The following is a 23418-nucleotide window of genomic DNA, read 5'->3' as shown; positions in this document are numbered from 1 at the left end:
TTACTGACAGGCCCCCGCTGGATGGACAACGTGTTCATCGAGCGGCTGTGGCGATCTCTCAAATATGAATGCGTTTATCTCCACGCCTTCGAGACCGGTTCGGAGCTGCGCACTGGCCTTGCTCGTTGGATCACCTACTACAACACGCAGCGACCGCACTCGGGTCTAGCGGGGCAGACCCCGGCAGAGGCCTATGGACGGATCGACGCTTCAGATCATGGGGGGCATGCCCCCCATGATCTGATGACCAGACTGGCGGCATAATCACATCCGGGATTAGCTTAACTTCGCCGCCAACCTGTCCAAGAAGACGGGACCACCTCACATGGGCAGAGCGCATTCTTCTGATCTTCGTGTCCGTATTTATGCGGCGATTGCTGAGGGTGGTTCGCGACGGGCAGCGGCGCGGCGTTTTGGGGCGAGCGCGGCGACGGCGGTCAGGCTGGCGCAGCGCCAGGCGCAGACCGGGTCGGTGGCGCCTGCCAAACAGGGTTGACCTGCGGGCAGCGGCAAGCTGGGCGCCTACCGCGAGATGGTGATCGGCTGGGTCGAGGCGGATGGTGAGCTGACCCTGTGCGAACTGACCGAGCGGCTGGCGAGCGAACATGGGGTGAGCGTGCATCACACCTCGGTGCTGCGCCTGCTCAAGGCGGCAGGTTTTACTGTCAAAAAAAACTCTGCTGGCCTGCGAGACCGATCGCGCTGACATCGTGCGTGCGCGGCGGGTCTGGCGTGACCATCGCCAGCCGTGGATGCGCCGCCGCCCGGAACGGCTGGTGTTCGTCGACGAGACCGGCACCACCACCAAGATGACCCGCCTGCGGGGTCGCGCGCGCCGAGGCCAGCGGCTGAGGATGAAGGCTCCGTTCGGTCACTGGGGCACCCAGACCTTCATCGCCGCGCTGCGCCACGATGGCCTGACCGCGCCCTGGGTGATCGACCGTCCGATGAACCGTCAAATCTTCGAGGCCTGGGTCGAGACCCAACTCGCTCCCACGCTCAAGCCGGGCGACATGGTGATCCTCGACAACCTCTCCAGCCACAAGAGCGAGAAGGCCAACGCGATCCTCAAGCAACGCGGCGCGTGGTTCCTCTATTCCACCGCCGTAGGATCAAAAAACGCTCTACTCCAATGGTCTACGTCCACCCGCGCACAGGTCTCCTAGGTGGTAAACTCATAAACTGGCTTGCGAGATGTAGATTGGATTGATTCAAGGCATTTGAAGGAGCCTTGGATGAGCCGTCGCAGATTTGAGCTTACGGATTTCGAGTGGTCGGTGATCGAGCCGTTGTTGCCGAACAAGGTGCGCGGTGTTCCGCGTGTTGATGATCGTCGGGTGATCAATGGGATATTGTGGCGGTTTCGCACAGGCAGCCCCTGGGCGGATATCCCGGAGCGCTATGGGCCATACACGACGTGCTACAACCGTTTCGTGCGTTGGCGCAAAGCTGGCGTATGGGACCGGCTTCTGTCCTCCGTCAGCGCCGCTTTCGAGGTCACGTCCGTCAATGTGGTGTAATTTCGGTGCTGGCCATCGGGCTGCATTTTCAGGCGGCCTTGGGTGTAATCTGTAGCGGCTGAACCTCCTCGTTTATGGGTGTGGCCAGGGCGGCCATGCCCTCGATCTGCATGTAGCGGTGCTGGAGCTGGTATTCGTCGTTCTGCTCGAGCAGGACGGCGCCGACGAGGCGTATGATGCTGTCCTCGTTCGGGAAGATGCCGACGACATCGGCGCGGCGTTTCACTTCCTTGTTCAGGCGTTCCAGTGGGTTGGTAGAGTGCAGCTTGACCCGATGCTGCTCGGGGAAGGTCATGTAGGCGAGCACGTCGTGCTCGGCATCGTCCATGCAGGCGCCGAGCTTGGGCCAGCGGGCCCGCAATTGATCGGCGACCTGACGCCAGATCTGTGTCGCGGCCGCATGATCGGGCTGGAGGAAGACCTGACGGATGGCGGCAGCGACGACCGTGTTCTGGCCCTTGGGCACGTAGGCCAGGGCATTACGCATGAAGTGGACGCGGCAGCGCTGCCAGGTGGCGCTGAGGACGCGGGTGATCGCCGCCTTGAGGCCCTCGTGGGCATCGGAGATGACCAGCTTCACGCCGGTCAGACCGCGGCGGGTCAGGTCCTTGAGGAAGGTCGACCAGAACGGCTCGGCTTCGGAAGGGCCGATGTGCAGGCCGACGATCTCGCGCTTGCCCTCGGTGTTGACCGCGACGGCGATTATCGCGGCGACACTGACGATCCGTCCGCCCTCGCGCACCTTCAGATAGGTGGCATCGAGCCAGAGGTAGGGCCAGTCGCCGGCAAGCGGTCGCTTGAGGAAGGCATGAACGCGTTCGTCGATGTCCTTGCACAGCTTTGACACCGAGGACTTGGAGATGCCGGTCATGCCCATCGCCTGCACCAGCTCGTCGACGCGACGGGTGCTGACCCCGGCGATCCACGCCTCCTGGATCACTGCGACCAGCGCCTTCTCGACAGTTTTGCGCGGCTCCAGGAAGCCGGGAAAATAGGCGCCGGTCCGCAGCTTGGGGATCTTCAGATTGAGCGTGCCAAGCCGGGTATCGAGACTGCGGTCGCGGTAGCCATTGCGCCAGGTCGTGCGTTCGCCCGATCGTTCATGGCGGCCTGCGCCGACCAGGCCATCGACATCGGCCTCCATGATGATTTGCAGCACGCTCTCGGCGATTGTGCGCAGGAAATCTGTGTCTCCGGTCTTCGTCATCAGTTCGGCAAGCGGTAGTCTGTCGTCGGTCATCGGGATCAACTCCTCGGTGGGCGTGTGAAGTGTGGTAACTCCACCTTACCGATGAGCCCGGTGGCCACCGAGATCGAAATCGCATGGGGTGGGGCATGCCCCACCCCATGCGACAACCTCAATCTACACCGGAAATTACACCACGAGCGCGGACACTAACGCTTTCGATGGCGAACTGGTCATGATCGACAGTTCCTCGATCCGGGTCCACCAGCATGGTGCGACCCTAAAAAGGGGGCCCCCAATCGCTGCATGGGACGTTCCCGGGGCGGCCTGACTACCAAGATCCATGCGCTGGTTGATGGCCGGGGTTTACCGGTCGGCCTGCATCTGTCGGAAGGACAAGCCAGCGATTGCCGCGAGGCTGTAGCGCTGCTTGATGTCGTACCACCCGGCAGCACTTTCCTGGCTGACAAGGCCTATGACAGCGATGCTATCCGCGCACGGATCGAAAGCAACGGCGGCTTCGCCAACATCCCGGCAAAGCGTAATCGACGAAAGGGCTTCGCCTTCAGCGCCTTCCTCTACCGCTATCGCAACCTGATCGAGCGCTTCTTCGGAAAACTCAAACACGCCAGAGGCTTGGCGACACGCTACGACAAACGCGCCGATAACTTCCTCGCTGCCATTAAGCTCTTCTCAGCACGGTTATGGATCGCAACTAATGAGTCATCGTGTAATTTGTAGCTGCTTCCCTGGGCCGGCTGTACGGCGCACACTTCTGGTTGTCGAAAGCTGAAGGAAGGAAGCAGCCATGAACCATTATGCCGGAATCGATCTGTCGATGGAAACGTCGCAGGTATGTGTTGTTGACGCGGAGGGGCGCAAGCTCGGCGCGCTGTCCGTCGACAGCACGCCCGCGGCGATCGCCGCTGCGCTGGCGCGCTACGGACCGATCGAGCGAGCGGTAATCGAGACGGGCCGGATGAGCCCGGCGATCTGCCTGGGCTTACGCGAACTGGACATCCCCATCGTGTGCATCGACGCACGCCAGGCGCATCAGAGCTTGAAGGCGATGAAGGCCAACAAGACCGATCCACATGATGCTGCCGGGCTCGCGCAGCTGGCGCGCACCGGCTTCTACAAGGAGGTGCATGTCAAGTCGCCCGCAGCGCATGGCGTGCGCTCGGTTATCACCGCCCGGGGGCATCTGGTAGAAGCGCGCGTCCGCCTCGACAACACTCTCCGCGGGCTCTGCGCCACCTTCGGAATCAGGCTGGGCATTGGACAGGGTAAGCGGTTCCTCGCGCGGATGCGGGAGGCCGCTGCGATCCCCGGCCTCGGCGAAGCGGTGGCATCGCTGCTCGACGTGCGCGAGCGCCTTGTCGACGAGATCAAGCGACTCGATCGTCAGCTCAAGGCGATCAGTGTAGCGTCACCGGCCTGCCAGGCTCTGATGAGCATCCCGGGCGTGGGCGTGCAGACCTCCGCCGCGTTCGCCGCAGCGGTCGATGACGCAAGCCGGTTTAAGCGATCACGAACTGCGGCCGCCTACTTCGGCCTGGTCCCGCGCCGGCACCAGTCGGGCGAACTCGACTGGACGGGCAGGATCACCAAACAGGGCGACAGCACCGTCCGCAAGCTGCTTTACGAGGCGGCGAACTCGATCCTGACGCGCACCAAGCAGAGCTTTGCACTGAAAACCTGGGCGCTCAAGATCGCCAAGCGACGCGGCCTGCGAAAGGCGCGTGTCGCGCTCGCCCGCCGTCTCGCGGTCATCATGCACGCCATGCTGCGAGACGGCACTTTGTTCGAGGCTTAAGATGAGATAGACCCATTAAGCCAGCGGTGACGCTCTCGAGCTGACCCGGTGGCGGCGTACCCGCGAGGGAACGCAGGGCCGGACGATCTGCGAAGGTAAACGGATGGGCCGCAAAAGCCCGCTTCGAGTCAAGGCAACGCCCGACCTTGTGAGACCCGATACAGCACCGCCGGTCCCATGATCGACGAGTGCGGACAGATCCTTGAAACCCTCAAGGGCCACGCCGCCGAGCTACTGCAAATTACAGATCTACGGCCTAATGATCCGACGCTGTGCGAAGAGCAGCGACTCTGACTCGTTTCTGACCTTTGAAGAGACAAAAATCACTTGGTCAAATGGTGTCTGAACTCAGCTCGTCCGATCCCTGAATTGTCTTATCGTAAAACCCCATATTGGGGGTAGTGAAGGGGGTATTTCTGGGGTCTCCTCTAAATGTATCCTAAATTATCAATTGGATAACTGGCATCCATGGATCCCTCCTCCGCTACCGGGAAATAGCGTCCGTATAGGTTCGCTTGTGTCCGTATGCGTCCGGATTTTCGACCCAAATCCCTGATTTCGATAGCTGATGTGCTACCACGCCAGTCCGCTTGTGTCCGTATGCGTCCGCATGTGTTCGCTTGAAGCCGGAGGCTTTGTGGGGGTATTTTGGGGGTATTTCCCGCTGTGGGTGAGTTAGGTGATACCCCCACCCGCGAATGCGAGCCGAAGGATAGATTTTGACGCTAGGACAACGGCTTGTTCAAGACATTTCATGGCGAAATACATCGCAGAGGTCCCGGTCAAACGGTGGAGTTCGAGTCCCGCGTGAGGATTCGAACGGAAATGACCGACGTGGGGCAGGGGAGGCACTACCTTTTCACTCCTGAGATGACCGCTTTGCGCCCTCATAGCGGCCATAAAGTCAGGCGAGGACACGCCTGAAAGCTGCCGTTCCAAAGTTTCGTCTGATTGAGGAAAATAAGCCTTCAATCGCAATAGGTCGAAAAATTTTCTTCGCGATGCGTCTTGGTCGCTGAAGTGAGGCGCATGAAATCCTCGTTAAGTTCGGCTTTGCCGTATCGTGACCGTGCACGAATTAAGTTGCTCCTTCATTATGACTTTCGGATGAGCACCACCCCAGCAATCACAAGCGCGCCGCCAGCCAGAAGCCAGGATTGATCGACAAGCAACGCGCTAGCTATGATCAATGCGGCAGCTAGAGGGCCTTTCAAGGACTGACGCTCATTGCGAAGTCCAGCGAGCTGCTCGATACTGAGCGGATCGAGCTGAACCGGCACATATCCTGACTTTGCGATCGAGTTCGCAGTGGCAAGTATGTCGGGCAAGGACGCCGACAACCCCAGCAGCTGACCGCGAAGTCTCTTCAAACCCGACCGAGCGCTGCCGAGCGAGAACCGCTCGGCGAGAAGCTCCGTCATGATCGGCCGGGTCTCTTCGGCGATGTTGTAGTCCGGTGCCAGCGATCGGACGAAGCCCTCTGCAGTCAACAAGGTACGCAGAAGAATGGCCAGATCAGGTGGCAGAACCAGTCGATAATCCCGCAACAGATCGAAAACGCGGGAAAAAATCTGCGAGAACTCGATGCCAGATAGCACGGTCCCCCTGAACTCTCCAATCAACTGATCCAGATCCACCGCGAGCGCATCGCGATCCACCTTCGGCTCCCCCGCCCATGCGAGCAGGACATCCGCGACATCGCTGGTTTCCTCACCAGCAATCGCAAGCACGAGGCGGACGATCTCGTCGCGCCTGGCCTTGGTGAGCGTCCCGACCGATCCGAAGTCGATGAAGCCGACATCCTGCTCGCCGATCAGGAAAACATTGCCGGGATGAGGGTCGCCGTGGAATTCGCCGTTCAGAATGATCATGCGCAGGACTGCGTTGGCATAGCACTTGGCGAACGCCGCCACCTCCGGATCGCCCGATGAGGCGCCCAGCGAAGACGCGGGCCTGCCGTACAGGCGTTCCTGAACGTTCACCCGCAGCCCGGTCAGTTCCCAATGGATGGCCGGGGTCCTGACGCCGATGGTTTCGAGATATGCGCCGATCCGCTCGCAGGCTCGGGATTCCGCAGCGAGGTCCATCTCCCAGGCAAGATTGCGGCCGAAGGTCCGCAGAAACTCGACTGGCCGGTAACGCGCGATGTCAGGCGAGCGTGCTTCCGCGATCTCGGCAAGACGCACAAGCAGGCGCACATCGGCTTCCATGCGCGCGGCGGTGCCCGGGCGGCGAACTTTCACGATGACCTCGCTACCGTCCCGTAGCTTGGCGGAATAGGTCTGTGCAATCGAGGCGGACGCCAGAGGCTGTTCGTCGAACTGCGCAAAGTCGTTCCGCCAGTCCTCACCCCAGCTTGAAGCAAGTACGGGCTCGATATCTGCGAAGCGCACCGGCGACACCTGATCGTGCAGGGTTGAGAATGCAGTGATCCAGTGTTCGGTAAACAGATCGCTTCGGGTGGCGAGGAGCTGCCCCAGCTTTATGCCGACTGGCCCGATGTCACGGAGGAACGCGACAACTGCGGCCGGACGAAATTCGCGAGGATCGATGACATTGCTCGAAGAGGGAATAAATCCGAGGGCTCCGGCGAGAGTCTTCGCACCGTGCCTCATTAAGATTCGGCCAATCTCCGCGGCGCGAGCGATGCTGCTGATAGGCTTTTCCGGGGGCGATGCCATGATATTACTCAGCCTCGGCCCGGAGTTGGTCCAGATTTTCCGATACCCTTGCAAGAATCTGCTGCAACGTTTGCTTCTCGTCGGCGGCAATGTCGCGCCAAAGCAGATCATGAAGCCTATCCGCGGAGCCTCTCAGTTCGGGCAGCAGATCGTCAAGCTGCTCCGTGAGGATGAGCTGCCACGCTCGCCGATCCGTCTCAGCTCGAAGCCTTTTCATCAGCCCGCGTGCGCAAAGACCTGCAACCGCCTGGCCGATGGTCGCCGATTCCAGTTCCAGTTTCTTGGCGATTTCAGCCTGCGTAAGGGCAGGATCGCGAAGAAGTTGTCCGATGATCCTCCACTGTGTCTGATTGAGACCGATCCTGGCGACCCTCGCATCGTACACTCTGCGCGCGCCGCGACTGATCTCGTCCATAAGATAGAGAATGCGGTCATCATCGGTGATGACCTTCTGCCGACGCTGAGACCGTGACATGGTATCTGGTTTTTCATCCATAGCGCTGTGTAGTCGGATAGCCTCGGATGCCCAAATGCAAACTGCTAAATGCCTTTACTATCTGTCTCACGGCTCATAGGGCGCGAGACGCGTTCACCTTTTACTGAGGCTGCCGAAAGAGTCAGATGACCGATAACTCCAACCAACCGGAGCAGGAGGGCACAACCCCAACGAAACCGCAATCGCGGCGTAGCTTGCGCATCGTGCTAATCATCGTTGGTCTTGCCGTGCTGCTTGGCGGGATCTGGTGGTACTACCGGCACGTAACCTACGGACAGTACATGCAGTCGACCGATAACGCCTATGTCGCTGCCGACAGCGTCGTTATCTCTTCCAAGGTAGCGGGATACGTCGAAGAGGTCTTCGTAGGGGAGAACGAGCAAGTAGCTCGCGGCGGAGCCCTCGTACAACTGGATCTGCGGGATTATCAGGCGCAAGCGCAGCAGGCGCGCGCACAGATCGCTGCGACCCTGGCCGGTGCCGACACAATCCGTTCTCAGGTATCCGAACAGGATGCAGCCATTCGCCAGGCGCGGGCCCAACTCGCCGCCGCGAGCGCGGCACTGGACCTCGCGAACGACCAGGTGGCGCGATATCGGCCCCTTGCAGCGACAGGAGCCGAACCGCGGGAAAAGCTAGACCAGTATGAGGCGCAGGCGCGGCAGGCGCGGGCCGAATTCGCCGCTGCGCAGGCGGCGGTGGCTGCCGCGACCGCTCGCCGGGGGACCCTGTTCGAGCAGATCAGCCAGACCCAGGCGCAGGCGGACGCTGCTCGCGCTCAGCTGGAAACAGCCGACCTTACGGTTGAATCGACCTTGCTGCGCGCCAGCAAGGCCGGCCGCGTCGGCGATCTCTCGGTCAGGGTGGGCCAGTTCGTGCAACCGGGTCAACGTTTGATGACGGTGGTTCCGGTGAGCGCGATCTACGTGACCGCGAACTTCAAAGAAACGCAGGTCGGCCTCATCCGGGCCGGCCAGAGCGTCAGGCTCGAAGTTGACGCCCTGCCAGACCTTGAGATCGCGGGACGAGTGGACAGCATATCGCCGGGAACGGGCGCGGAATTTTCCATCCTCCCCCCCGAAAATGCCACCGGCAACTTTACCAAGATCGTTCAACGGATACCCGTCCGCATCGCTATCGATGCTCCCCCTGAAGTGCGGCGTCTGCTCGTTCCCGGCATGTCGGTAGTGGCTACGGTCGACACTCGGAATGCTGCCGGCGAATTGGAAGAGATCTCGAGTCGGACTCAATGACCGAGATACTGGCAGCGCAGGACACTTCGATCGGGCCGGCCGGGAGCCGAAAGAACGCAGACGTTACTGCCTGGGTCGCTGTGGCCGCGGGCGCGCTTGGCGCCATGCTCGCGACGCTGGACATATCAATCGTCAATTCCGCACTCCCCGTCATTCAGGGCGAGATCGGTGCCACAGGCGCCGAAGGCACCTGGATTGCTACGTCATTTCTCGTTGCTGAGATTGTCGTCATTCCGCTGAGCGCTTGGCTGGAACGGCTGTTCGGTCTGCGAACCCTCCTCATCATCGCGGTCAGCGCGTTCACCGCCTTTTCGGTGCTGTGCGGGATTGCAACCGACCTTACGACAATGATCATCGGCCGCACGGGTCAGGGCTTCACGGGCGGCGTGCTCATTCCGACGGCAATGACCATCGTGGCCAAAAGGCTGCCGCCACATCAGCAGCCCATCGGAATGGCCCTGTTCGGCATGACAGTGATCCTCGGCCCCGTGATGGGGCCTTTGATCGGGGGTTGGCTGACCGAGAATCTGAGCTGGCACTATGCCTTCTTTGTCAATGTGCCGGTCTGCGGCCTGCTGCTGCTCCTGCTGTTCGTTGGCTTGCCCCACGAAAAGCCAAAGTGGGATTATCTCACTGACGCGGATTGGGCGGGCATTGTCGGGCTCATCTTGGGGCTGGGCGGACTTACGGTCGTCCTTGAGGAGGGCCACCGCGAGGAATGGTTTGAATCCTCTCTCATTCGCTGGCTCACAATCATCACAGTCGTCGGATTTGCCTCGCTGATCTACGGACAGGTGAAGGCACGCAAGCCAGTCTTGAAGTTGCAGCTCTTGTTCAATCGACAGTTCGCCAGCGTCGCGATCATGGCGCTCGCCCTGGGTATGGTGATGTATGGTTCGACCTACGTCATCCCGCAGTTCCTCGCGATCATTTCTGATTATAACGCGCTTCAGACCGGGCTGGTGATCTTCTGGATGGGCGTCCCGGCCTTCCTGTTGATGCCTGTGCTTCCCTTGATGATCCGGAAGATCGACATTCGCATCGCCGTCGGCGCCGGCATGTTGCTGATGGCGGTCAGCTGCTTTGTCAGCACCAGCCTTACAGCAGAATCCGGTGGTGCCGTTTTTACCGAGAGCCAGCTCTTGCGCGGTGTCGGCATGATCTTGTCGATGATGTTCCTGAATCAGGCGACGGTGGCTTCGGTCGCCAAGGAGGATGCCGGCGACGCCTCGGGAATTTTCAACGCGGCGCGCAATCTCGGTGGCTCTTTCGCTCTTTCGGCTCTGGCATCGTTCCAAGACCAGCGGATCTGGCATCATAGCCGGCGGATGGAAGAGACCCTGAATGCGAACAGCGTTTCGCTACAGGACTATCTCGACGGGCTGGCGCGAAACTTCGGCGGCATGGAGGGGGCGATGGCCGTCTTGAGCCGCACCCTGCAACGCGAGGCGTTCATAATGACCTACAATGACGTGTTCCTGGTTATGGGGATTCTGACCCTCGCGACGGTTCCGCTGGTCCTCTTCCTGAGGCCGCTTCCAAAAAATGTCTCCCTTTCGATGCACTGAGCCCTATATGATGCGCCGTTCGATACCATCGCTTCTCCTCATCGCCTTGCTGGCTGGCTGTACGGCTGGGCCGGACTACGCAGGCCCTCCGGAAATATTGTCGGCGGATACCGGCCATCGGTTTGTCCGCGCTGGCGAGGATGTGGGCGTCATGGACCCGGCCCTTGCCGAATGGTGGGTGCTGCTCGACGATCCTGAACTGACCCGGCTGGTCGAAACTGCGTTGTCCGAAAATCCGTCGCTCCAGGCAGCGCAGGCGCGCATCGCGCAGGCCCGGGCATCGGTCAGGCAGGATCGGGCCGGCAGAATGCCGACACTCGGAACCCAGGCCACCACTATTCAGGGTCAGCTTCCCGGCCTTGAAATTCAGGAGGGGGCACCCCCGTCCTCACAGCAACCCGATCCGGAGGCGGGAAGCGACGATGCCCTCAGCTTTTACAATGTTGGTCTCAATGCCAACTGGGAGCTGGAGTTCGCGGGCGGCTCCCGGAGGCGTATCGAGGCCGGCAACGCGCAGGCTGCGGCAACGGTCGCCAATGCGGAGGACGCAAAGGTTCAGCTGACCGCCGAAGTTGCCAATAACTACGTCAACTTGCGGGAGGCCCAGTTCCGCGCCGACCAATACCGGACGCAGATCAAGCTGCAGGAAGAAGTCCTGGCCCTAACTTATCAGCGGTATCAGCAAGGCGCGCTGCCGCTGTTCCCGGTGGGCAATGCGAACGCGGAGCTGGAGGTGCTCAAATCCCAATTCGCCGAGGCGGAGGCCGATAAAGCCGTCCTGCTAGACGCGCTTGCGATCCTGTCGGGACGGATTCCTGGATCGACGGCCGAAGACCTTTCGACGCCGCGAGATATCCCTTTGCCCCCGGATGAGGTTACTGTCGGCGATCCGGCGAGTCTGATCGCGCGTCGGCCCGACATCAGGGCGGCTGAGCGCACTCTCGCCGCTGCAACGGCCAGGATCGGGGTGGCCGAAGCGGCAAGGTTCCCGAAGCTGTCCTTTATGGGGATTCTGGGCCTTGGCGGATCTTCCCCCGACGATATCTTCGATGTAGGCGAATTTTCGGCATTGGCGATACCCCGCCTGGAATGGAACTTCCTCGATTTTGGAAGGGTCGACGCGTCGGTCGATCGCGCCGGGGCGGTCCGCGACGAAGCTGTCGCCAACTATCGTCAAACCGTCCTCGCGGCGCTACGGGATGCCGAGCGCGCTCTGGCACGATTTGGCCAACAACGCGTCGCGCTGGCAGCCAGCGCGCAGATCAAGAGCCAGGCGGATAGCGCCGCCGATCTGAACCGCCAACGTTTTGCCGCAGGAGCGATCTCGAAGGCTGACCTCAACCGGGCCCTGCGAGAACAGCAGCAGGCCTCAGCAGACCTCGTCCGGGCAAAAGGCGCCCTTACGCTGGCGTGGATCGCGCTGCAGAAGTCGCTGGGCCTTGGGTGGCAAGAGCCTGTTCGAGATCAATAGTCCCGCCGCGATGATCAAGTGATCCGGTTGACGAGAAGTAGGCGCCCCTGCCGCTGGCGACCAACTTGCCGTCGGGCTCGAGAACCCGGGTTTCCGCCACCGAAATCTGTCGCCCGATCTTCACGATCTGTCCGTGAGCAGTGAGAGGTCCTGAGGTTGCAGGACGGTGGTAATCGACATGCAGATCGGCCGTCGCTCTCGCCGCGACGCCCCCGGCAAGCAGAGTATAAAGCCCGGTGAGGTCGACCAGTGAAGCCAGGACCCCTCCATGCGCCGACCCAATCATCGGGTTCGACACGATCTCTTCGCGCCATGGCATGGTGATCGCGATTCCCTGGTCGGAGCATGTTGCAATCTCCAGCCCAAGCCATCGATGAAACGGCGCGATATTCAGCATTTCCTGCAAGCGCTCTCGATCGATCATAGCTCCCTCGTCCCCTGTGGCTGAGCCGTATCGGATGAGTGATGGCGCCGTAGGAAATCGACGATAGCGGCGGAAAAGGCATCGTTCGCATCGCCCACGACCATGTGCGTGGCATCGGCAATATCGGTGTATTCTGCATGGGGGGCGAGTTGTCGCAGATGCAATACGGCCTCTTCGGAAACAAGATCGCTAGAGGCGCCTCGGATGAGGTGAAGCGGAAGCGTGAGATTCGCCGCAGCTTGGCTGAGCATTGCCGATTGACGTTCTTGGCTGTCTGGGTCGCCTTGTCTGGCTGACATTATATTACGGATAAGCACAGGGTCCCAGTGCCAATAGAAGCGCCCATCCGGCTTCTGCCGCAGATAGCTTTTCAGACCATCGCTCGCGCCCCGCCTGGGACGATGCGGCATGTAGCGAGCGATCACGTCGGCCGCCTCCTCTGGTGAGGCGAAGCCGCTATCGACATGCTCTTCCATAAAACCAACCACGCGCATTACACCGCTGGGCGCCATGCGCGGGGCAATGTCGACCAATGTGAGTGAAGCAAAGCTACCTGGAGCAAGCTCCCCTGCGGCAATCAGTCCAGCGAGCCCGCCCAGTGAAGCGCCGACCAGCGCTGGCTTCTGGTTCAGGCGCGACGCTGCAGCGACCAGATCCGCCGCGAAGTCGCGCATTTCATAAGCTCCGCATGGCGACCAATCGCTGTCTCCGTGACCGCGCATGTCGAAGGCGATTGCGCGAAAGCCGGCTTGAGCCAGCTCGCTGACCACCCTTCTCCACGCGCGCCGTGTCTGCCCGCCGCCGTGCGCAAGAAGGACGGGTATGGCGTAGGCATCCCCCTCAGCCTCGGCTGTAAGAGAAATCGCGCCTGCGCCCTCAATCGTAAAGGTTTCTCTCGCCATCTCTGGATGGTAGGAAAGGCGCGCTAAATAGTAAACCGATTTAGTTTGTGGCTCTCGGCTCCGTGTTGGCTGTCCTGCAGGGGCGTTTCAACGACGGCAAAAGTCTATGCCAAGAGGGGTTTCTCCAGACCATTCTCTAATGCACCGGCTTGCGATTCGGTCAGCAGTCGCTGTCCGCATAATCCGCTCAAAGATATAAAAGCTGCCTTTCCGCTTCCGGCCCAACTTCCGCCGTTCAATGAGGCGGTTGAGCTGCCAATTTTCGAAAATTAGTCGGCCGATCGCACCCTTGTAACGGTTTGGCGCAAATTCGGGATTCTGGGGGTATCGGTGGGGGTACTTTCCAAGAGTTGGGCGGAAAAAACGAGCAATGTCAGAACGTTATATGTTCGCTATATGTTCCTCCTCCGCTACCAATTTCCTGTTTGCCGAAGCGTGCGAACAGTTGAAAAAACCCCTGATTTCCGCTAGTTTAAGTGCAGTCGCTGGCTGTCAGTGATTGCTCTTGTCCGCCTGCAATCGCGGAAGATGGGGGCCTAATTTGGGGGCCTTGCGAGGCCCCCGCAGAATCGAGGCCCCCAATGGCGCTGACTGATACGGCCATCCGAAACGCCAAACCCAAGGAAAAGCCCTACAAAGTCGCAGACTCGCAGGGCCTGTATCTGTTGGTCAATCCAAGGGGCAGCAAGCTGTGGCGGGTTAAATACCGCATAAACGGCGCGGAACGGAAACTGGCGCTTGGGGCCTACCCGGAGATCACGCTTGCCGAAGCCCGCGCCGCGCGAGACGTTGCCCGCAGGCAACTTGCCCATGCGGTTGATCCAAATGTTGCCAAGCGACAGGCCCGGATTGAAGCGACCTTGCGGGCGGGCAACAGCTTCGCCAGCGTTGCCGAGGAATTGATTGCGAAGCGGGAGCAGGAAGGCGTGTCCCCGCGAACGCTCGAAAAATATACTTGGCTGCTTAAATTGCTTGGCCCGGAATTTGGCCGCAGGCCGGTCGCAGAGATCACCCCGGCAGAGTTGTTGCATGAGTTGAAGTATCAAGAGCGCAGGGGGCGGCTTGAAACGGCCAAGCGGATGCGTTCGTTTGCCAGTCGCGTATTCAGATATGCCGCCGCAACGACAAGAGCCGAACGTGACCCGGCGCAGTTGCTTTTGGGCGCGCTCATCCAGCCGAGGGTCAAGCACTTCGCTGCCATCACAGAGCCAGCGCAATTTGGGGGACTGCTTCGCGCTATTGTGGACTATTCCGGCGACCCGGCGGTGATGCATGCGCTCAAACTGACGCCTCATGTGTTCCAGCGTCCGGGCGAGCTGCGCCAAACGGAGTGGGCCGAGGTCAACTTCGAAAAAGCCGTCTGGACGCTTCCGGCTGATAAAATGAAAATGCGGCAACCCCATGCCGTGCCGCTGTCCACTCAGGCAGTCGCGATTTTGAAAAGCATGCAGGGCCTGACCGGCAAGGGGAAATATGTTTTCCCATCGGTCCGAACGCGCTCACGGCCAATCTCTGAAAATACGGTCACCGCCGCATTGCGTCGCATGGGCTTCACCAAGGAGCAGATGACTGCTCACGGCTTCCGCACGTCCGCATCATCGCTGTTGAACGAATCTGGCAAGTGGAATCCCGATGCCATTGAGCGGGCATTGGCACACATGGTGTCCGGTGAGATAAGGCGCATTTATAATCAGTCCGCCTATTGGTCCGAGCGTGTTGCAATGGCGCAATGGTGGAGCGATTATCTCGACGAGTTGCGGGAGGGCGGAAACAGATGACAAGCATCCCCGGTGAAGGATGGAAAGTCTTCGCAGACGGGGATGATTCCGAAAACGTGCCGCTTTGGCGGGCATTGGCGCAATTCACTTCGGATGATCTTGACGACGGCTTGAAGGCCAATGCCGCGACTATCAGTCAGGCAAAACCGCCATTCGCGCGATACTACAATGCAGCGTTCATTGTGAGCATGGCCTTCGGCTTCCTTTTTGTCATATTCCTGTTTGCCCTGCTGATTTCAGCCCCGTCCAAATCGGCAAACCTCTTTTCCTTTCTTACGCTAGCCACCCTTGCCGCATCGGCAGCTCCCCACGTCTGGCGGCAGATTTATCAGTACGGCGTGAAGTCCCCGGACGCCCCACTTGGTTTGCCACACTCGCCGGACCGGCATTTTGACGAGTTTCTGGGCTATCTTCAAAAGGCCTCCGGCCCACGCGCTTACTACATATCCCGCTTTGGCAAACGGCGGGTGTTCCTCAATCGTAGGCAGTTTTTCGGCAGGCTACGCTATTTCCTGTTCTCCGAACACAGCGCCGACCGGGCCTTGGTCATGCGCTTTCGCACCGGCCATTCGCTTCCCGGCGACATTTTCCTGCACCGCGATGACGTGGACAGAATTCTCGCTATGGCCAAGCCTAAGCGTAAAGGCGGGCCGTGCCGAAACAGCAAATACCGCTATGCCGAGGCAATCATCGCCCTGATCGGCGATCCACGGTTAGGCACTCTGGACCTGAATGACCGGACCGCCTCAATGCGTATGATCAAAGAGGGGCTAGCTGATTGGTTCGCCGACAACGCCGATGCATCTGGCGACGTGCCGCGAGGGGACCAATTGGCACCCTACGCGGAGAAAATTTTCGACCACCTGAAAAATTTGCCCGCCGCAAGGCAAGGCTGAACGGCCAATTTGTTTTTCGAGAGCAGCATCAGCATTCCGGACCAATGCCGCGCATTTCTGTTTCCAGCAACCAACGGCAGATTTCTGCGGCCTTACCATTGCTGGACGACCCGCTGGCAACCCTGTGCAACCTGACATGTCTCTCGTCGCGAGTCGGCATCCAAGGAGACGCACATGGAACTACTGGCAATCTCAATCAATGACACAGCCAAGGCGCTCGGCGTCGGGCGTTCGTCGGTTTACAGCTTGCTCAAATCCGGCAGGCTTGATGCGATCAAGATCGGCAGGCGAACCTTGCTGACCACTGAATCCATCAAACGGCTGGCGCAATCGCGAACTGACATCTGACCCGCAGGCGCTGCACGGCCCCAGCCTGATGGATGGGCGGGCCGTTCTGCACCTGTTCCCCCAATAAAAATGAACTGCCGCAATCGTGGTTTCACGAAAGGATGACCTATGCCTGTTTTACGCAAGGCCGTTGACCGGCTTGCCGACTTGCTGCGCCGTGATCGCAGGATCACTTACCGCGCGTGTATCGACGCCCGCACCGCGGCCTATGTCGTTCCGTTGCTCGACAAGATCGTTGCCGATGACGAGGACGGCGACACGTTCCGCAATTCCCTGATCCCGTGGCGGCGGGCGCAACGCCCGCCCATCGCTATCTATCGCGGCGATATTTCCACATGCCGGATTGACGGCCCGTGGCAGGTGGCTGACGATCATTGGTTTCCGCTGGGCGGCTTGATCCTCACCAGCGGCGTGACGGCGCATCTCAGCCCGTTCGACGCCGAGGCGCTGCACAAGCGGATGCAGAAGGCTATCGAGGATACGGTTTTCGCGTGGGCTTGCGAGCATGACCTCTATGCCCTTCGCCATGTCCCGGACCAGATCGACCGGGCAGTTGCCGACCCCGCCGCCAAGGCACTGATCGCGACTTGGGCATTGGGCGACAGGCGGGCGGAGGTGCCAGCGATGCAGCCCGCCGTTCCCGTCATGCCCGAATCTGGCGAACCCGTTCCTGCGCTTTGCGCCGTATGCAGGAAGGGGCTGGGTCATGCTTGAACCGAACCACCAAAAGGCAAAGTTGTGGGGCTGCGATGCTACGCATCGAGCCAACAATTCAGATACACACCTCACGCACGGGTGCATGGCGCATTTCCGCCAGTTTTCGAGAGTGCATCGAGAGTGCGCGGGCATCACCGCAATCATAGACCGCCCAATTGCGCCGTTTTTCGAGAGTGCGCCGCGCACTCTCAAGGAGGCAGTGGCATGAAACCCGTTCAGCACACCGTCCGCCTGCCCGTATCGCTCGACAAGGCGCTGAACGCGCTGGCCCAACGACAGGGCGTAAGCGTCTATGCGATGCTCCAACGCAGCGTCAAAGCCGGGATCGCGGCGCAGGCAAACCCGCCCGTGCGCGACACCGGCAATCGCGAAATCGTCACTGAGCTGGCATCGGTTAGCACGCGCATGGTGGATGTTGAGCGGATTCTGGACCGTGCATTGTTCACCGCTTGCGCCGCCTATTGCTATGCCCGCCATGCGGCGCTGGGCGCGCGCACGACCGATGAGGCGGTCACCGCCGAGATCAACGCGGCCTATGATCGCCAGAGGCGGCGTGCGCAAGAGGGGCGGGAATGAACCAGTCCCACGACCGGCGCGCTCATGCCGATGCCTTGCGCCGCCACAACCGCAACAATCAGGCCGCGCGCTTTCGGCGGCAGGCCGGTATCATGCTGGCATCCATCGCCATGGGCGCGGTCGCAGCGCCCTATGTGACGTTGGACCAGAAGGCGATGCAGGCAGCGGGCACATACGCCGTCGCCGAGGCAAAACTGTGGTTTGCCGCTGGCACGGCGGTCGATCCGGCAATCACGATCAGCCAGGATGGCCAAGCCTATGCCGTTCCGGCCCGCGCAGTTGCTGCGCATCCCTATTACGGCAACGCGGCGCGCGCCGTCTTTGCTTATGGGGTATGGGGCAGTTCGCTGGGTTTTGGCGGATGGCTGGCGAGCTTGTTCCTGTTGCGCGGAGCCATCGCCCAGCGGCGCGAGCGCGCGTTGCGTGACCGCGTTATCGCCGGAACGCTGGTGACGAGCGAGGCGGCGCTGGCGAAGCTGACCAGCACCGAGGCCGATGCCCGCGCGCTCACCATTGGCACCGTGCCCATACCGGGAAGGCTGGAAACCCGGCACATGGCGATGATCGGCACGACCGGCAGCGGCAAGACCACGGCGCTGCGCCAGTTGCTCGACGGGATCGCGTCGCGCGGCGAAGCCGCCTTGGTCTATGACACCAGCGGCGAGTTCGTCGCGCATTACTACCGGCCCGAACGCGGCGACGTGATCCTGAACCCGTTTGATGCCCGGTGCGCCTATTGGTCGCCCTTCGCCGAGATCGCGCACCCCGCCGACGCCGACCGGATCGCCCGTCAGCTCATCACCGAGACGGGGCAACATGACAGCGACGTGTGGCTCGACACCAGCCGCATCCTTGTCGCCAACATGATCCGGGCGCTCTGGCGCGAAGGCAACGCCACCTTGCCCGCTTTGCTCCACGCCTTGCAGGACCGGACCAAGGACGATCTGAAAACGTGGCTGGCAGGCAGTTCTTCGGCGCGCACCTTTGCCGACGACGCCGACCGGGCCACTGCCAGCGTGCTGTTCATGCTCGCCAAGGCCGCTGACCTTGTCCAGTTTCTGCGGGTTGATGGCAGCGGCGGCACGCCCTTTGCTTTCCGAGATTTCATCCACGAGCTGGACAAGCGGAACGGCGCAAAGCCTTGGATATTCGTCCCGCGCAAAGAGGATTATTTCGAGGCATCAAAGCCCTTGCTCGCCTGTTGGCTGGAATGCGCGGCCAGCGCAGTGATGGGCCTTCCCCCATCGCCCGACCGGCGCATCTGGTTTGTGCTCGACGAGCTGGCCGACTTGCCGCGCGTCGATAATCTGGCGCGGTTGCTCCCTGAAGGCCGCAAGTTTGGCGCGGCGGTTATTCTGACGTTTCAGGCGCTGGGCCAGATGCAGCACCGCTATGGCCCGAAGATCGCCGAAGCCATGCTGGGCTGCTGCAACACCAAGCTGTTCCTGCAAACCATCGACAGCGAAACCCGTGTCTGGACCAGTCAGACCATTGGCGAATGCGAGGTCGAAATCCAGACCATGACCGACGCGCTGCCAGATGGAGACGACAAGCCCAGAACCACACTTGGCAAAATTCGCAAAATGCGGCCTGCCATATTGGAGAGCGAATTGCGGCTGCCCAAGTTCGAGGGCTATCTGCTGTTCCCGGACGGCTTGCCGGTGGCGCGGATCAGGTTGACCGCCGATCATATCGCGCGGCGCGGGACCGCCCGTCAGCCGGGATTTGTGCCGGGCGATGTCAGGGCCACCCATTGGAAGCAGCCATCGGCCACCGAGCCAAAGGCTGTGCCGCCGCCGAAGCCATCGCCCACCAGCGAGGGGCCGGTCTGATGGTCGCATCCGTTTCCGCGCTGACAAGTTCAGGTCAGGCTGCGAGCTATTACGAATCCGCTGGCGAATATTATGCAGACGGTGGCGAGTCCCCATCGGAATGGCAGGGCAAAGGCGCGCAGGAGCTTGGCCTGTCCGGCGATGTTGACCGCGACCAGTTTCGCGAATTGCTGGACGGCAAGGTTGCCGACCAGCAGCTTGGCACCACGCGCGACGGCAAGCTGGAACATCGCCCCGGATGGGACGTGACCTTGAGCGCGCCCAAGTCCGTATCGATCATGGCCGAAGTTGCGGGCGACCGGCGATTGGTTGCAGCACATGGCGCAGCGGTGAAGACCGCGCTTGCCCATGTCGAGCAGCACATGGCCGCAACCCGCATCCGCGACGGTGGCGCAGTGAACCGTGAGGCCACCGGCAATCTTGTAGTCGCCAGCTTTCAGCACGGCACGAGCCGCGCCCAAGACCCGCAGCTTCACACCCACAATGTCATTCTCAATGCCACTAGGCACGAGGACGGCACATGGCGCAGCCTTGAACCGCGCGCGATCTACCAACTGCAAAAGCAAATTGGTGCGATCTACCGGCAGGAGCTGGCCTTGAAGGTGCGCGAGCTGGGCTATGAGATCGAAGTGGGCAAAGGCTCTATGTTCGAGATCAAGGGCGTTTCCCCTGAGGTCATGGCCGCGTTCAGCACCCGCAGCGCCGAGATCGAAGCCGCACTTACCGAACGCGGCACCTCCCGCGACGATGCCACCGCCGCCGAAAAGCAAGTTGCCGCTCTCGATACCCGGCAAGCCAAGGTTGCCGCCGATCCTGCGGCTCTTGTAGCGGAATGGCGTGATACCGCGAGCAAAGCTGGATTCGCCTCGGAGGCGAGGCTGGCAATGGTCAACGAGGCCGAGGCTATGGCCGAGAGCAGAGACCATCGCGCAACCATGGAATTGCAGGGAGACAGCGCCGCAAGCCGCGCCGTTGCACATGCCGCCGACAAGTTGGGCGAACGGCAATCGGTGTTTTCTGTTGCCGCCTTGCACGAGGAGGCTGGGCGCGTAGGGCTTGGCAAAGTCAGCTATGCTCAGATCGGGGAGGCCATTGCGGCGGCGACAAAGCAGGGCGAACTGATCGACCGCACCCACATCGACCGGCGAGGCGCGGAATTTGCCGGATTCGCCACTCGCGCCAATGTCGAGACCGAGGCCAAGTTATTGCGGATCGAGGCGGAAGGGCGCGGCGCGCTATCGGCCATCGCATCGCCATTGGCCGCTGCCAAGGCTGTCGCCAGTGCATCGGCGAAGGCCGAGCGGAGCGGCTTTGGCTGGAATACCGACCAGCGCACCGCCACCGAGCAGCTTTTGACCAGCCGCAACCGCATCACCGCGTTGCAAGGCTACGCTGGCACAGCCAAGACCACCACCGTTCTGGCGACCTTTGCCCGAGAAGCAGAGGCGCGGGGCGTCCCTGTCGTGGCACTCGCACCGACCGCATCAGCGGCGATGGTGCTGGGCGAGGCGCTGGGCGCGCGCAGCGATACCGTCGCACGGTATCTGCTATCACCCGAGCGTCCAAGTCAGGGCCAACCCGCTGCATGGATTGTAGACGAGGCGTCACTGTTGTCGGCGCGCGATACGGCCAGACTGTTCGACCTGGCGGAGAAGCATAACGCCCGCGTCATTCTTGTGGGCGACGTGAAGCAGCTTGGATCGGTCGAGGCAGGCGCGGCCTTTGCGCAATTGCAGGGCGCGGGAATGGAAACCGCGAAGCTGGGTGAGATCGTGCGGCAGACCAATACGGCAACCAAGGACGCCGTGCTGGCATCTATCGAAGGGGACGCTCGAAAGGCCCTTGCCGCGCTGGACCGGGGCGGAGGCCAGATCATCGAGAATGCCGACCGCTCGACACGCTTTGCAGCTATCGCCGAACAATATGCCAAGCTGGACAAGGCCAGCCGCGCCAGAACCCTTGTCATTGAGCCATCGCGCGAAGGGCGTGACACGCTGACCGCCGACATTCGGGCCGCGCTTACCAAATCCGGCGCGCTGACAGGACCCAGCGTGGCCATGCAAAGCCTTGCCAACAAGGGGTTGACCCGAGCCGAGGCCAGAGACCCATTGAGTTACGACAAGGGAGATGTTGTGCGGTTCACCCGCGACTATGCCGACAAGGGCGTTGCGCGCGGGGAGGCCTACCGCGTCGAGAGCATTGACCCGGCAAAAGCCGCCATCACCCTCAAATCAGAACAGGGCCGCGAGGTGGATTGGCGCTTGCGGCAATGGGGGGCGGGCAACAGCAAGACATTCTCGCCGCAATCGCTCGAACTCAGAACCGGCGACAGCATCCGGTTCACCCGCAATGACCGCGAGGCGGGGCGCATCAATGGCGCGCGCGGCGAAGTGACCGCGATTGACCAGCAGACCCGCACGGCGGAGGTTCGAAACCCGCGCGGCCAGACCCAGACGCTCAGCCTTGATGCTGCCCGCGACCAGCACATTGCCCATGCGTATGTCGAAACCGCCTTTGCCGCCCAAGGCCGCACAGCCGATCACGTCATGATCCATGCCGACAGCAAGGCCACCAACCTGATCGACCAAAAGTCGTTCTATGTTGGCATATCCCGCGCGAAGGATTCGGTCGCAGTTTACACCAATGACCGTGCCAAGCTGGTATCCGCCATCAGCGAACGGGCCGGTCAGGTGCAAACTGCCATGGCGTTGCCGGTGCCATCAGCAGTCAAGGCTCTGGGAGCGGGGTTGAGGTAGCCATACGACCAGAAGTGTGTTCCGTGAAAGCAAGCGGAAAAGGGCATTGATTCTCCAAAAAGACGTGACCCTCCCCTTGCTCTCCACTACTGGCATACCTCAATACATTCGCCGATTCAGTTCAAGTGGAGATGGAGCGTGGGACTTATAAAGGCTGCAATCGGAGCGCTTGGAGGCTCTCTGGCGGATCAGTGGAAAGATTTTCTGACCGTTCCGGCAAACATTGAACCAACGGCTGCGCTCTTCCCGGCAGTCAAAAATGGCACAAATGCTGGACGAGGTTCCAATATCAGCGCCTCTCAGTCGATAGTTACGAATGGTTCAAAGATCGTAGTGCCAGAGGGCTACGGACTTCTTCTATTTCAAGACGGAGAGCTCACAGGTTTTGCCGCCGAACCCGGTGGTTACATTTGGAATTCCGACGATCTGGACTCGAAGTCGATATTCGCCGGTGACAAAGTCATTACATCACTCGTGAATCAGTCGTGGGAGCGGTTTAAATTGGGCGGACGTCCAAATGCTCAACAGTTAGCCCTGTTTGTTAGCTTGAAAGAACTATCTAATAATAAATTCGGAACTCAGTCCGAAATATACTGGGATGATTCGTATCTCAATGCTCAAGTCGGCGCTACTACGCGAGGATCATACAGTTTAGTTATCGTTGATCCTATTGTTTTCGCAAAGAATTTTGTTCCGGCAACATATTTGCAAGGTCAAGATTATTTTGACTTCACCGATCGGGGGAACGCAGCCGCAAACCAGTTATTCTCAGAGGTCGTGGGCTCACTTGCTGCTGCTTTCAGCTTGTACACAAATGACGCGGCCAAAGGGAACCGGATCACCAAGATCCAACAAGACTCAGTGGGCTTTGCCTCGTCTCTGTCGGATGCAGTTGAGGCCGCTTACCAGTGGAAGAGCTCTCGCGGGCTGGCAATCTCGAAAGTAGCCATTCTTGGCATCGAATACGACGAGAGCACCAGAGAGTTGCTCAAGATTGTGCAGCGCGCAGATGCTCTAACTGGCGTGCGTGGGAATGCCAATCTCCAAGCGTCAGTTGCTGCGGGCATTGCTGCCGCTGGAGAGAATGACGGTGCTGGGGGTATTCTAGTGGATTGACCGGAACGAAAGAGTCCATTTAGGGATTCCCAGAGGCTTGCCGACGTGCGATTCAGGGAGGATGCGCGATGGTATCACTTTC

The 23418-nt window shown here is 60.6% G+C and carries 19 protein-coding genes and 3 pseudogenes; 17 read left to right on the top strand and 5 right to left on the bottom strand.

Features of this window, described 5'->3' with window-relative positions; genetic code table 11:
* Positions 1 to 15: 15 nt before the first annotated feature.
* From ACSSV3_RS13680 to ACSSV3_RS13665, 4 genes and pseudogenes are all read left to right on the top strand, one after another.
* A pseudogene (locus ACSSV3_RS13680) lies at positions 16 to 264 on the top strand (integrase core domain-containing protein); the annotation flags it as partial.
* A 268-nt stretch (positions 265 to 532) separates the two neighbouring features.
* Positions 533 to 706, top strand: a complete 174-nt coding sequence (locus ACSSV3_RS13675) for a winged helix-turn-helix domain-containing protein (RefSeq protein ID WP_354326763.1) — start codon at positions 533 to 535, stop codon at positions 704 to 706.
* Between the two features lie 46 nt (positions 707 to 752).
* The gene (locus ACSSV3_RS13670) at positions 753 to 1166 is read left to right on the top strand and encodes a transposase (RefSeq protein ID WP_354326765.1); all 414 of its coding nucleotides are present in this window, start codon (positions 753 to 755) and stop codon (positions 1164 to 1166) included.
* A gap of 69 nt (positions 1167 to 1235) precedes the next feature.
* A pseudogene (locus tag ACSSV3_RS13665) lies at positions 1236 to 1496 on the top strand (transposase); the annotation flags it as partial.
* Between the two features lie 52 nt (positions 1497 to 1548).
* Here ACSSV3_RS13665 and ACSSV3_RS13660 read toward each other — a convergent pair.
* Positions 1549 to 2760 carry an IS256 family transposase gene (locus tag ACSSV3_RS13660; protein WP_354326767.1) on the bottom strand — a complete coding sequence of 404 codons (1212 nt, stop codon included), beginning with the start codon at positions 2758 to 2760 and terminating at the stop codon, positions 1549 to 1551.
* A 154-nt stretch (positions 2761 to 2914) separates the two neighbouring features.
* Here ACSSV3_RS13660 and ACSSV3_RS13655 point away from each other — a divergent pair.
* Both ACSSV3_RS13655 and ACSSV3_RS13650 read left to right on the top strand, forming a co-directional pair.
* Positions 2915 to 3447, top strand: a pseudogene (locus ACSSV3_RS13655) (IS5 family transposase); the annotation flags it as partial.
* Positions 3448 to 3514: 67 nt separating this feature from the next.
* Positions 3515 to 4522, top strand: coding sequence for an IS110 family RNA-guided transposase (locus ACSSV3_RS13650; RefSeq protein ID WP_354326769.1), 1008 nt, complete (start codon positions 3515 to 3517; stop codon positions 4520 to 4522).
* A gap of 1094 nt (positions 4523 to 5616) precedes the next feature.
* Here the strand turns inward: ACSSV3_RS13650 and ACSSV3_RS13645 are convergent.
* Together ACSSV3_RS13645 and ACSSV3_RS13640 are read right to left on the bottom strand one after the other, a co-directional pair.
* The gene (locus ACSSV3_RS13645; RefSeq protein ID WP_038283222.1) at positions 5617 to 7203 is read right to left on the bottom strand and encodes an ABC1 kinase family protein; all 1587 of its coding nucleotides are present in this window, start codon (positions 7201 to 7203) and stop codon (positions 5617 to 5619) included.
* 4 nt (positions 7204 to 7207) lie between these two features.
* Positions 7208 to 7699: a MarR family winged helix-turn-helix transcriptional regulator gene (locus ACSSV3_RS13640; protein WP_052242797.1), complete on the bottom strand. Its 492-nt coding sequence runs from the start codon at positions 7697 to 7699 to the stop codon at positions 7208 to 7210.
* A 125-nt stretch (positions 7700 to 7824) separates the two neighbouring features.
* On the opposite strand from ACSSV3_RS13640, the gene ACSSV3_RS13635 reads away from it, so the two are divergent.
* Genes ACSSV3_RS13635 through ACSSV3_RS13625 form a run of 3 tightly spaced genes read left to right on the top strand, consistent with a single transcriptional unit; the run spans position 7825 to position 11991 of the window.
* Positions 7825 to 8952 carry an HlyD family secretion protein gene (locus ACSSV3_RS13635; protein ID WP_039338698.1) on the top strand — a complete coding sequence of 376 codons (1128 nt, stop codon included), beginning with the start codon at positions 7825 to 7827 and terminating at the stop codon, positions 8950 to 8952.
* A complete protein-coding gene (locus ACSSV3_RS13630) occupies positions 8949 to 10520 on the top strand; it encodes an MDR family MFS transporter (protein ID WP_051051489.1) in 1572 nt (523 codons plus the stop codon). Before ACSSV3_RS13635 ends, ACSSV3_RS13630 begins: the two co-directional genes overlap by 4 nt.
* A gap of 7 nt (positions 10521 to 10527) precedes the next feature.
* Entirely contained in the window at positions 10528 to 11991 is a 1464-nt protein-coding gene (locus tag ACSSV3_RS13625) for an efflux transporter outer membrane subunit (RefSeq protein WP_330217068.1), read from the top strand.
* On the opposite strand, the gene ACSSV3_RS13620 is transcribed toward ACSSV3_RS13625, so the two are convergent.
* Both ACSSV3_RS13620 and ACSSV3_RS13615 read right to left on the bottom strand, forming a co-directional pair.
* Positions 11921 to 12415 carry a hotdog fold thioesterase gene (locus tag ACSSV3_RS13620; RefSeq protein ID WP_078056337.1) on the bottom strand — a complete coding sequence of 165 codons (495 nt, stop codon included), beginning with the start codon at positions 12413 to 12415 and terminating at the stop codon, positions 11921 to 11923. The two genes, ACSSV3_RS13625 and ACSSV3_RS13620, sit on opposite strands and share 71 nt — an antisense overlap.
* Positions 12412 to 13317, bottom strand: a complete 906-nt coding sequence (locus ACSSV3_RS13615) for an alpha/beta fold hydrolase (RefSeq protein WP_354326771.1) — start codon at positions 13315 to 13317, stop codon at positions 12412 to 12414. The genes ACSSV3_RS13620 and ACSSV3_RS13615 overlap by 4 nt, the downstream gene beginning before the upstream one ends.
* Positions 13318 to 13898: 581 nt before the next feature.
* On the opposite strand from ACSSV3_RS13615, the gene ACSSV3_RS13610 reads away from it, so the two are divergent.
* From ACSSV3_RS13610 to ACSSV3_RS13575, 8 genes are all read left to right on the top strand, one after another.
* The gene (locus ACSSV3_RS13610) at positions 13899 to 15095 is read left to right on the top strand and encodes a tyrosine-type recombinase/integrase (RefSeq protein WP_354326773.1); all 1197 of its coding nucleotides are present in this window, start codon (positions 13899 to 13901) and stop codon (positions 15093 to 15095) included.
* On the top strand, positions 15092 to 15991 hold the full coding sequence (locus tag ACSSV3_RS13605; protein WP_354326774.1) for a hypothetical protein: 900 nt from the start codon (positions 15092 to 15094) through the stop codon (positions 15989 to 15991). The genes ACSSV3_RS13610 and ACSSV3_RS13605 overlap by 4 nt, the downstream gene beginning before the upstream one ends.
* A 174-nt stretch (positions 15992 to 16165) precedes the next feature.
* A complete protein-coding gene (locus tag ACSSV3_RS13600; RefSeq protein WP_354326776.1) occupies positions 16166 to 16339 on the top strand; it encodes a helix-turn-helix domain-containing protein in 174 nt (57 codons plus the stop codon).
* 108 nt (positions 16340 to 16447) lie between these two features.
* Positions 16448 to 17053: a hypothetical protein gene (locus ACSSV3_RS13595; RefSeq protein ID WP_354326778.1), complete on the top strand. Its 606-nt coding sequence runs from the start codon at positions 16448 to 16450 to the stop codon at positions 17051 to 17053.
* A 207-nt stretch (positions 17054 to 17260) separates the two neighbouring features.
* Positions 17261 to 17632, top strand: a complete 372-nt coding sequence (locus tag ACSSV3_RS13590) for a hypothetical protein (protein ID WP_354326780.1) — start codon at positions 17261 to 17263, stop codon at positions 17630 to 17632.
* On the top strand, positions 17629 to 19464 hold the full coding sequence (locus ACSSV3_RS13585) for a type IV secretion system DNA-binding domain-containing protein (protein WP_354326782.1): 1836 nt from the start codon (positions 17629 to 17631) through the stop codon (positions 19462 to 19464). Before ACSSV3_RS13590 ends, ACSSV3_RS13585 begins: the two co-directional genes overlap by 4 nt.
* Positions 19464 to 22220 carry a MobF family relaxase gene (mobF, locus tag ACSSV3_RS13580; RefSeq protein ID WP_354326785.1) on the top strand — a complete coding sequence of 919 codons (2757 nt, stop codon included), beginning with the start codon at positions 19464 to 19466 and terminating at the stop codon, positions 22218 to 22220. Before ACSSV3_RS13585 ends, mobF begins: the two co-directional genes overlap by 1 nt.
* 138 nt (positions 22221 to 22358) lie before the next feature.
* A complete protein-coding gene (locus ACSSV3_RS13575; protein ID WP_354326786.1) occupies positions 22359 to 23336 on the top strand; it encodes an SPFH domain-containing protein in 978 nt (325 codons plus the stop codon).
* The last annotated feature ends 82 nt before the right edge of the window (positions 23337 to 23418 follow it).

It is taken from the genome of Porphyrobacter sp. MBR-49 (assembly GCF_053628655.1).
This window is presented reverse-complemented; position numbering and strand designations above follow the sequence as displayed.

Bases quoted from the DNA above. Each gene is read 5' to 3' on its own strand.
- ACSSV3_RS13675 (WP_354326763.1), top strand. From the start codon at position 533: ATGGTGATCGGCTGGGTCGAGGCGGATGGTGAGCTGACCCTGTGCGAA.
- ACSSV3_RS13670 (WP_354326765.1), top strand. From the start codon at position 753: ATGCGCCGCCGCCCGGAACGGCTGGTGTTCGTCGACGAGACCGGCACC.
- ACSSV3_RS13660 (WP_354326767.1), bottom strand. From the start codon at position 2,760: ATGACCGACGACAGACTACCGCTTGCCGAACTGATGACGAAGACCGGA.
- ACSSV3_RS13650 (WP_354326769.1), top strand. From the start codon at position 3,515: ATGAACCATTATGCCGGAATCGATCTGTCGATGGAAACGTCGCAGGTA.
- ACSSV3_RS13645 (WP_038283222.1), bottom strand. From the start codon at position 7,203: ATGGCATCGCCCCCGGAAAAGCCTATCAGCAGCATCGCTCGCGCCGCG.
- ACSSV3_RS13640 (WP_052242797.1), bottom strand. From the start codon at position 7,699: ATGGATGAAAAACCAGATACCATGTCACGGTCTCAGCGTCGGCAGAAG.
- ACSSV3_RS13635 (WP_039338698.1), top strand. From the start codon at position 7,825: ATGACCGATAACTCCAACCAACCGGAGCAGGAGGGCACAACCCCAACG.
- ACSSV3_RS13630 (WP_051051489.1), top strand. From the start codon at position 8,949: ATGACCGAGATACTGGCAGCGCAGGACACTTCGATCGGGCCGGCCGGG.
- ACSSV3_RS13625 (WP_330217068.1), top strand. From the start codon at position 10,528: ATGATGCGCCGTTCGATACCATCGCTTCTCCTCATCGCCTTGCTGGCT.
- ACSSV3_RS13620 (WP_078056337.1), bottom strand. From the start codon at position 12,415: ATGATCGATCGAGAGCGCTTGCAGGAAATGCTGAATATCGCGCCGTTT.
- ACSSV3_RS13615 (WP_354326771.1), bottom strand. From the start codon at position 13,317: ATGGCGAGAGAAACCTTTACGATTGAGGGCGCAGGCGCGATTTCTCTT.
- ACSSV3_RS13610 (WP_354326773.1), top strand. From the start codon at position 13,899: ATGGCGCTGACTGATACGGCCATCCGAAACGCCAAACCCAAGGAAAAG.
- ACSSV3_RS13605 (WP_354326774.1), top strand. From the start codon at position 15,092: ATGACAAGCATCCCCGGTGAAGGATGGAAAGTCTTCGCAGACGGGGAT.
- ACSSV3_RS13600 (WP_354326776.1), top strand. From the start codon at position 16,166: ATGGAACTACTGGCAATCTCAATCAATGACACAGCCAAGGCGCTCGGC.
- ACSSV3_RS13595 (WP_354326778.1), top strand. From the start codon at position 16,448: ATGCCTGTTTTACGCAAGGCCGTTGACCGGCTTGCCGACTTGCTGCGC.
- ACSSV3_RS13590 (WP_354326780.1), top strand. From the start codon at position 17,261: ATGAAACCCGTTCAGCACACCGTCCGCCTGCCCGTATCGCTCGACAAG.
- ACSSV3_RS13585 (WP_354326782.1), top strand. From the start codon at position 17,629: ATGAACCAGTCCCACGACCGGCGCGCTCATGCCGATGCCTTGCGCCGC.
- mobF (WP_354326785.1), top strand. From the start codon at position 19,464: ATGGTCGCATCCGTTTCCGCGCTGACAAGTTCAGGTCAGGCTGCGAGC.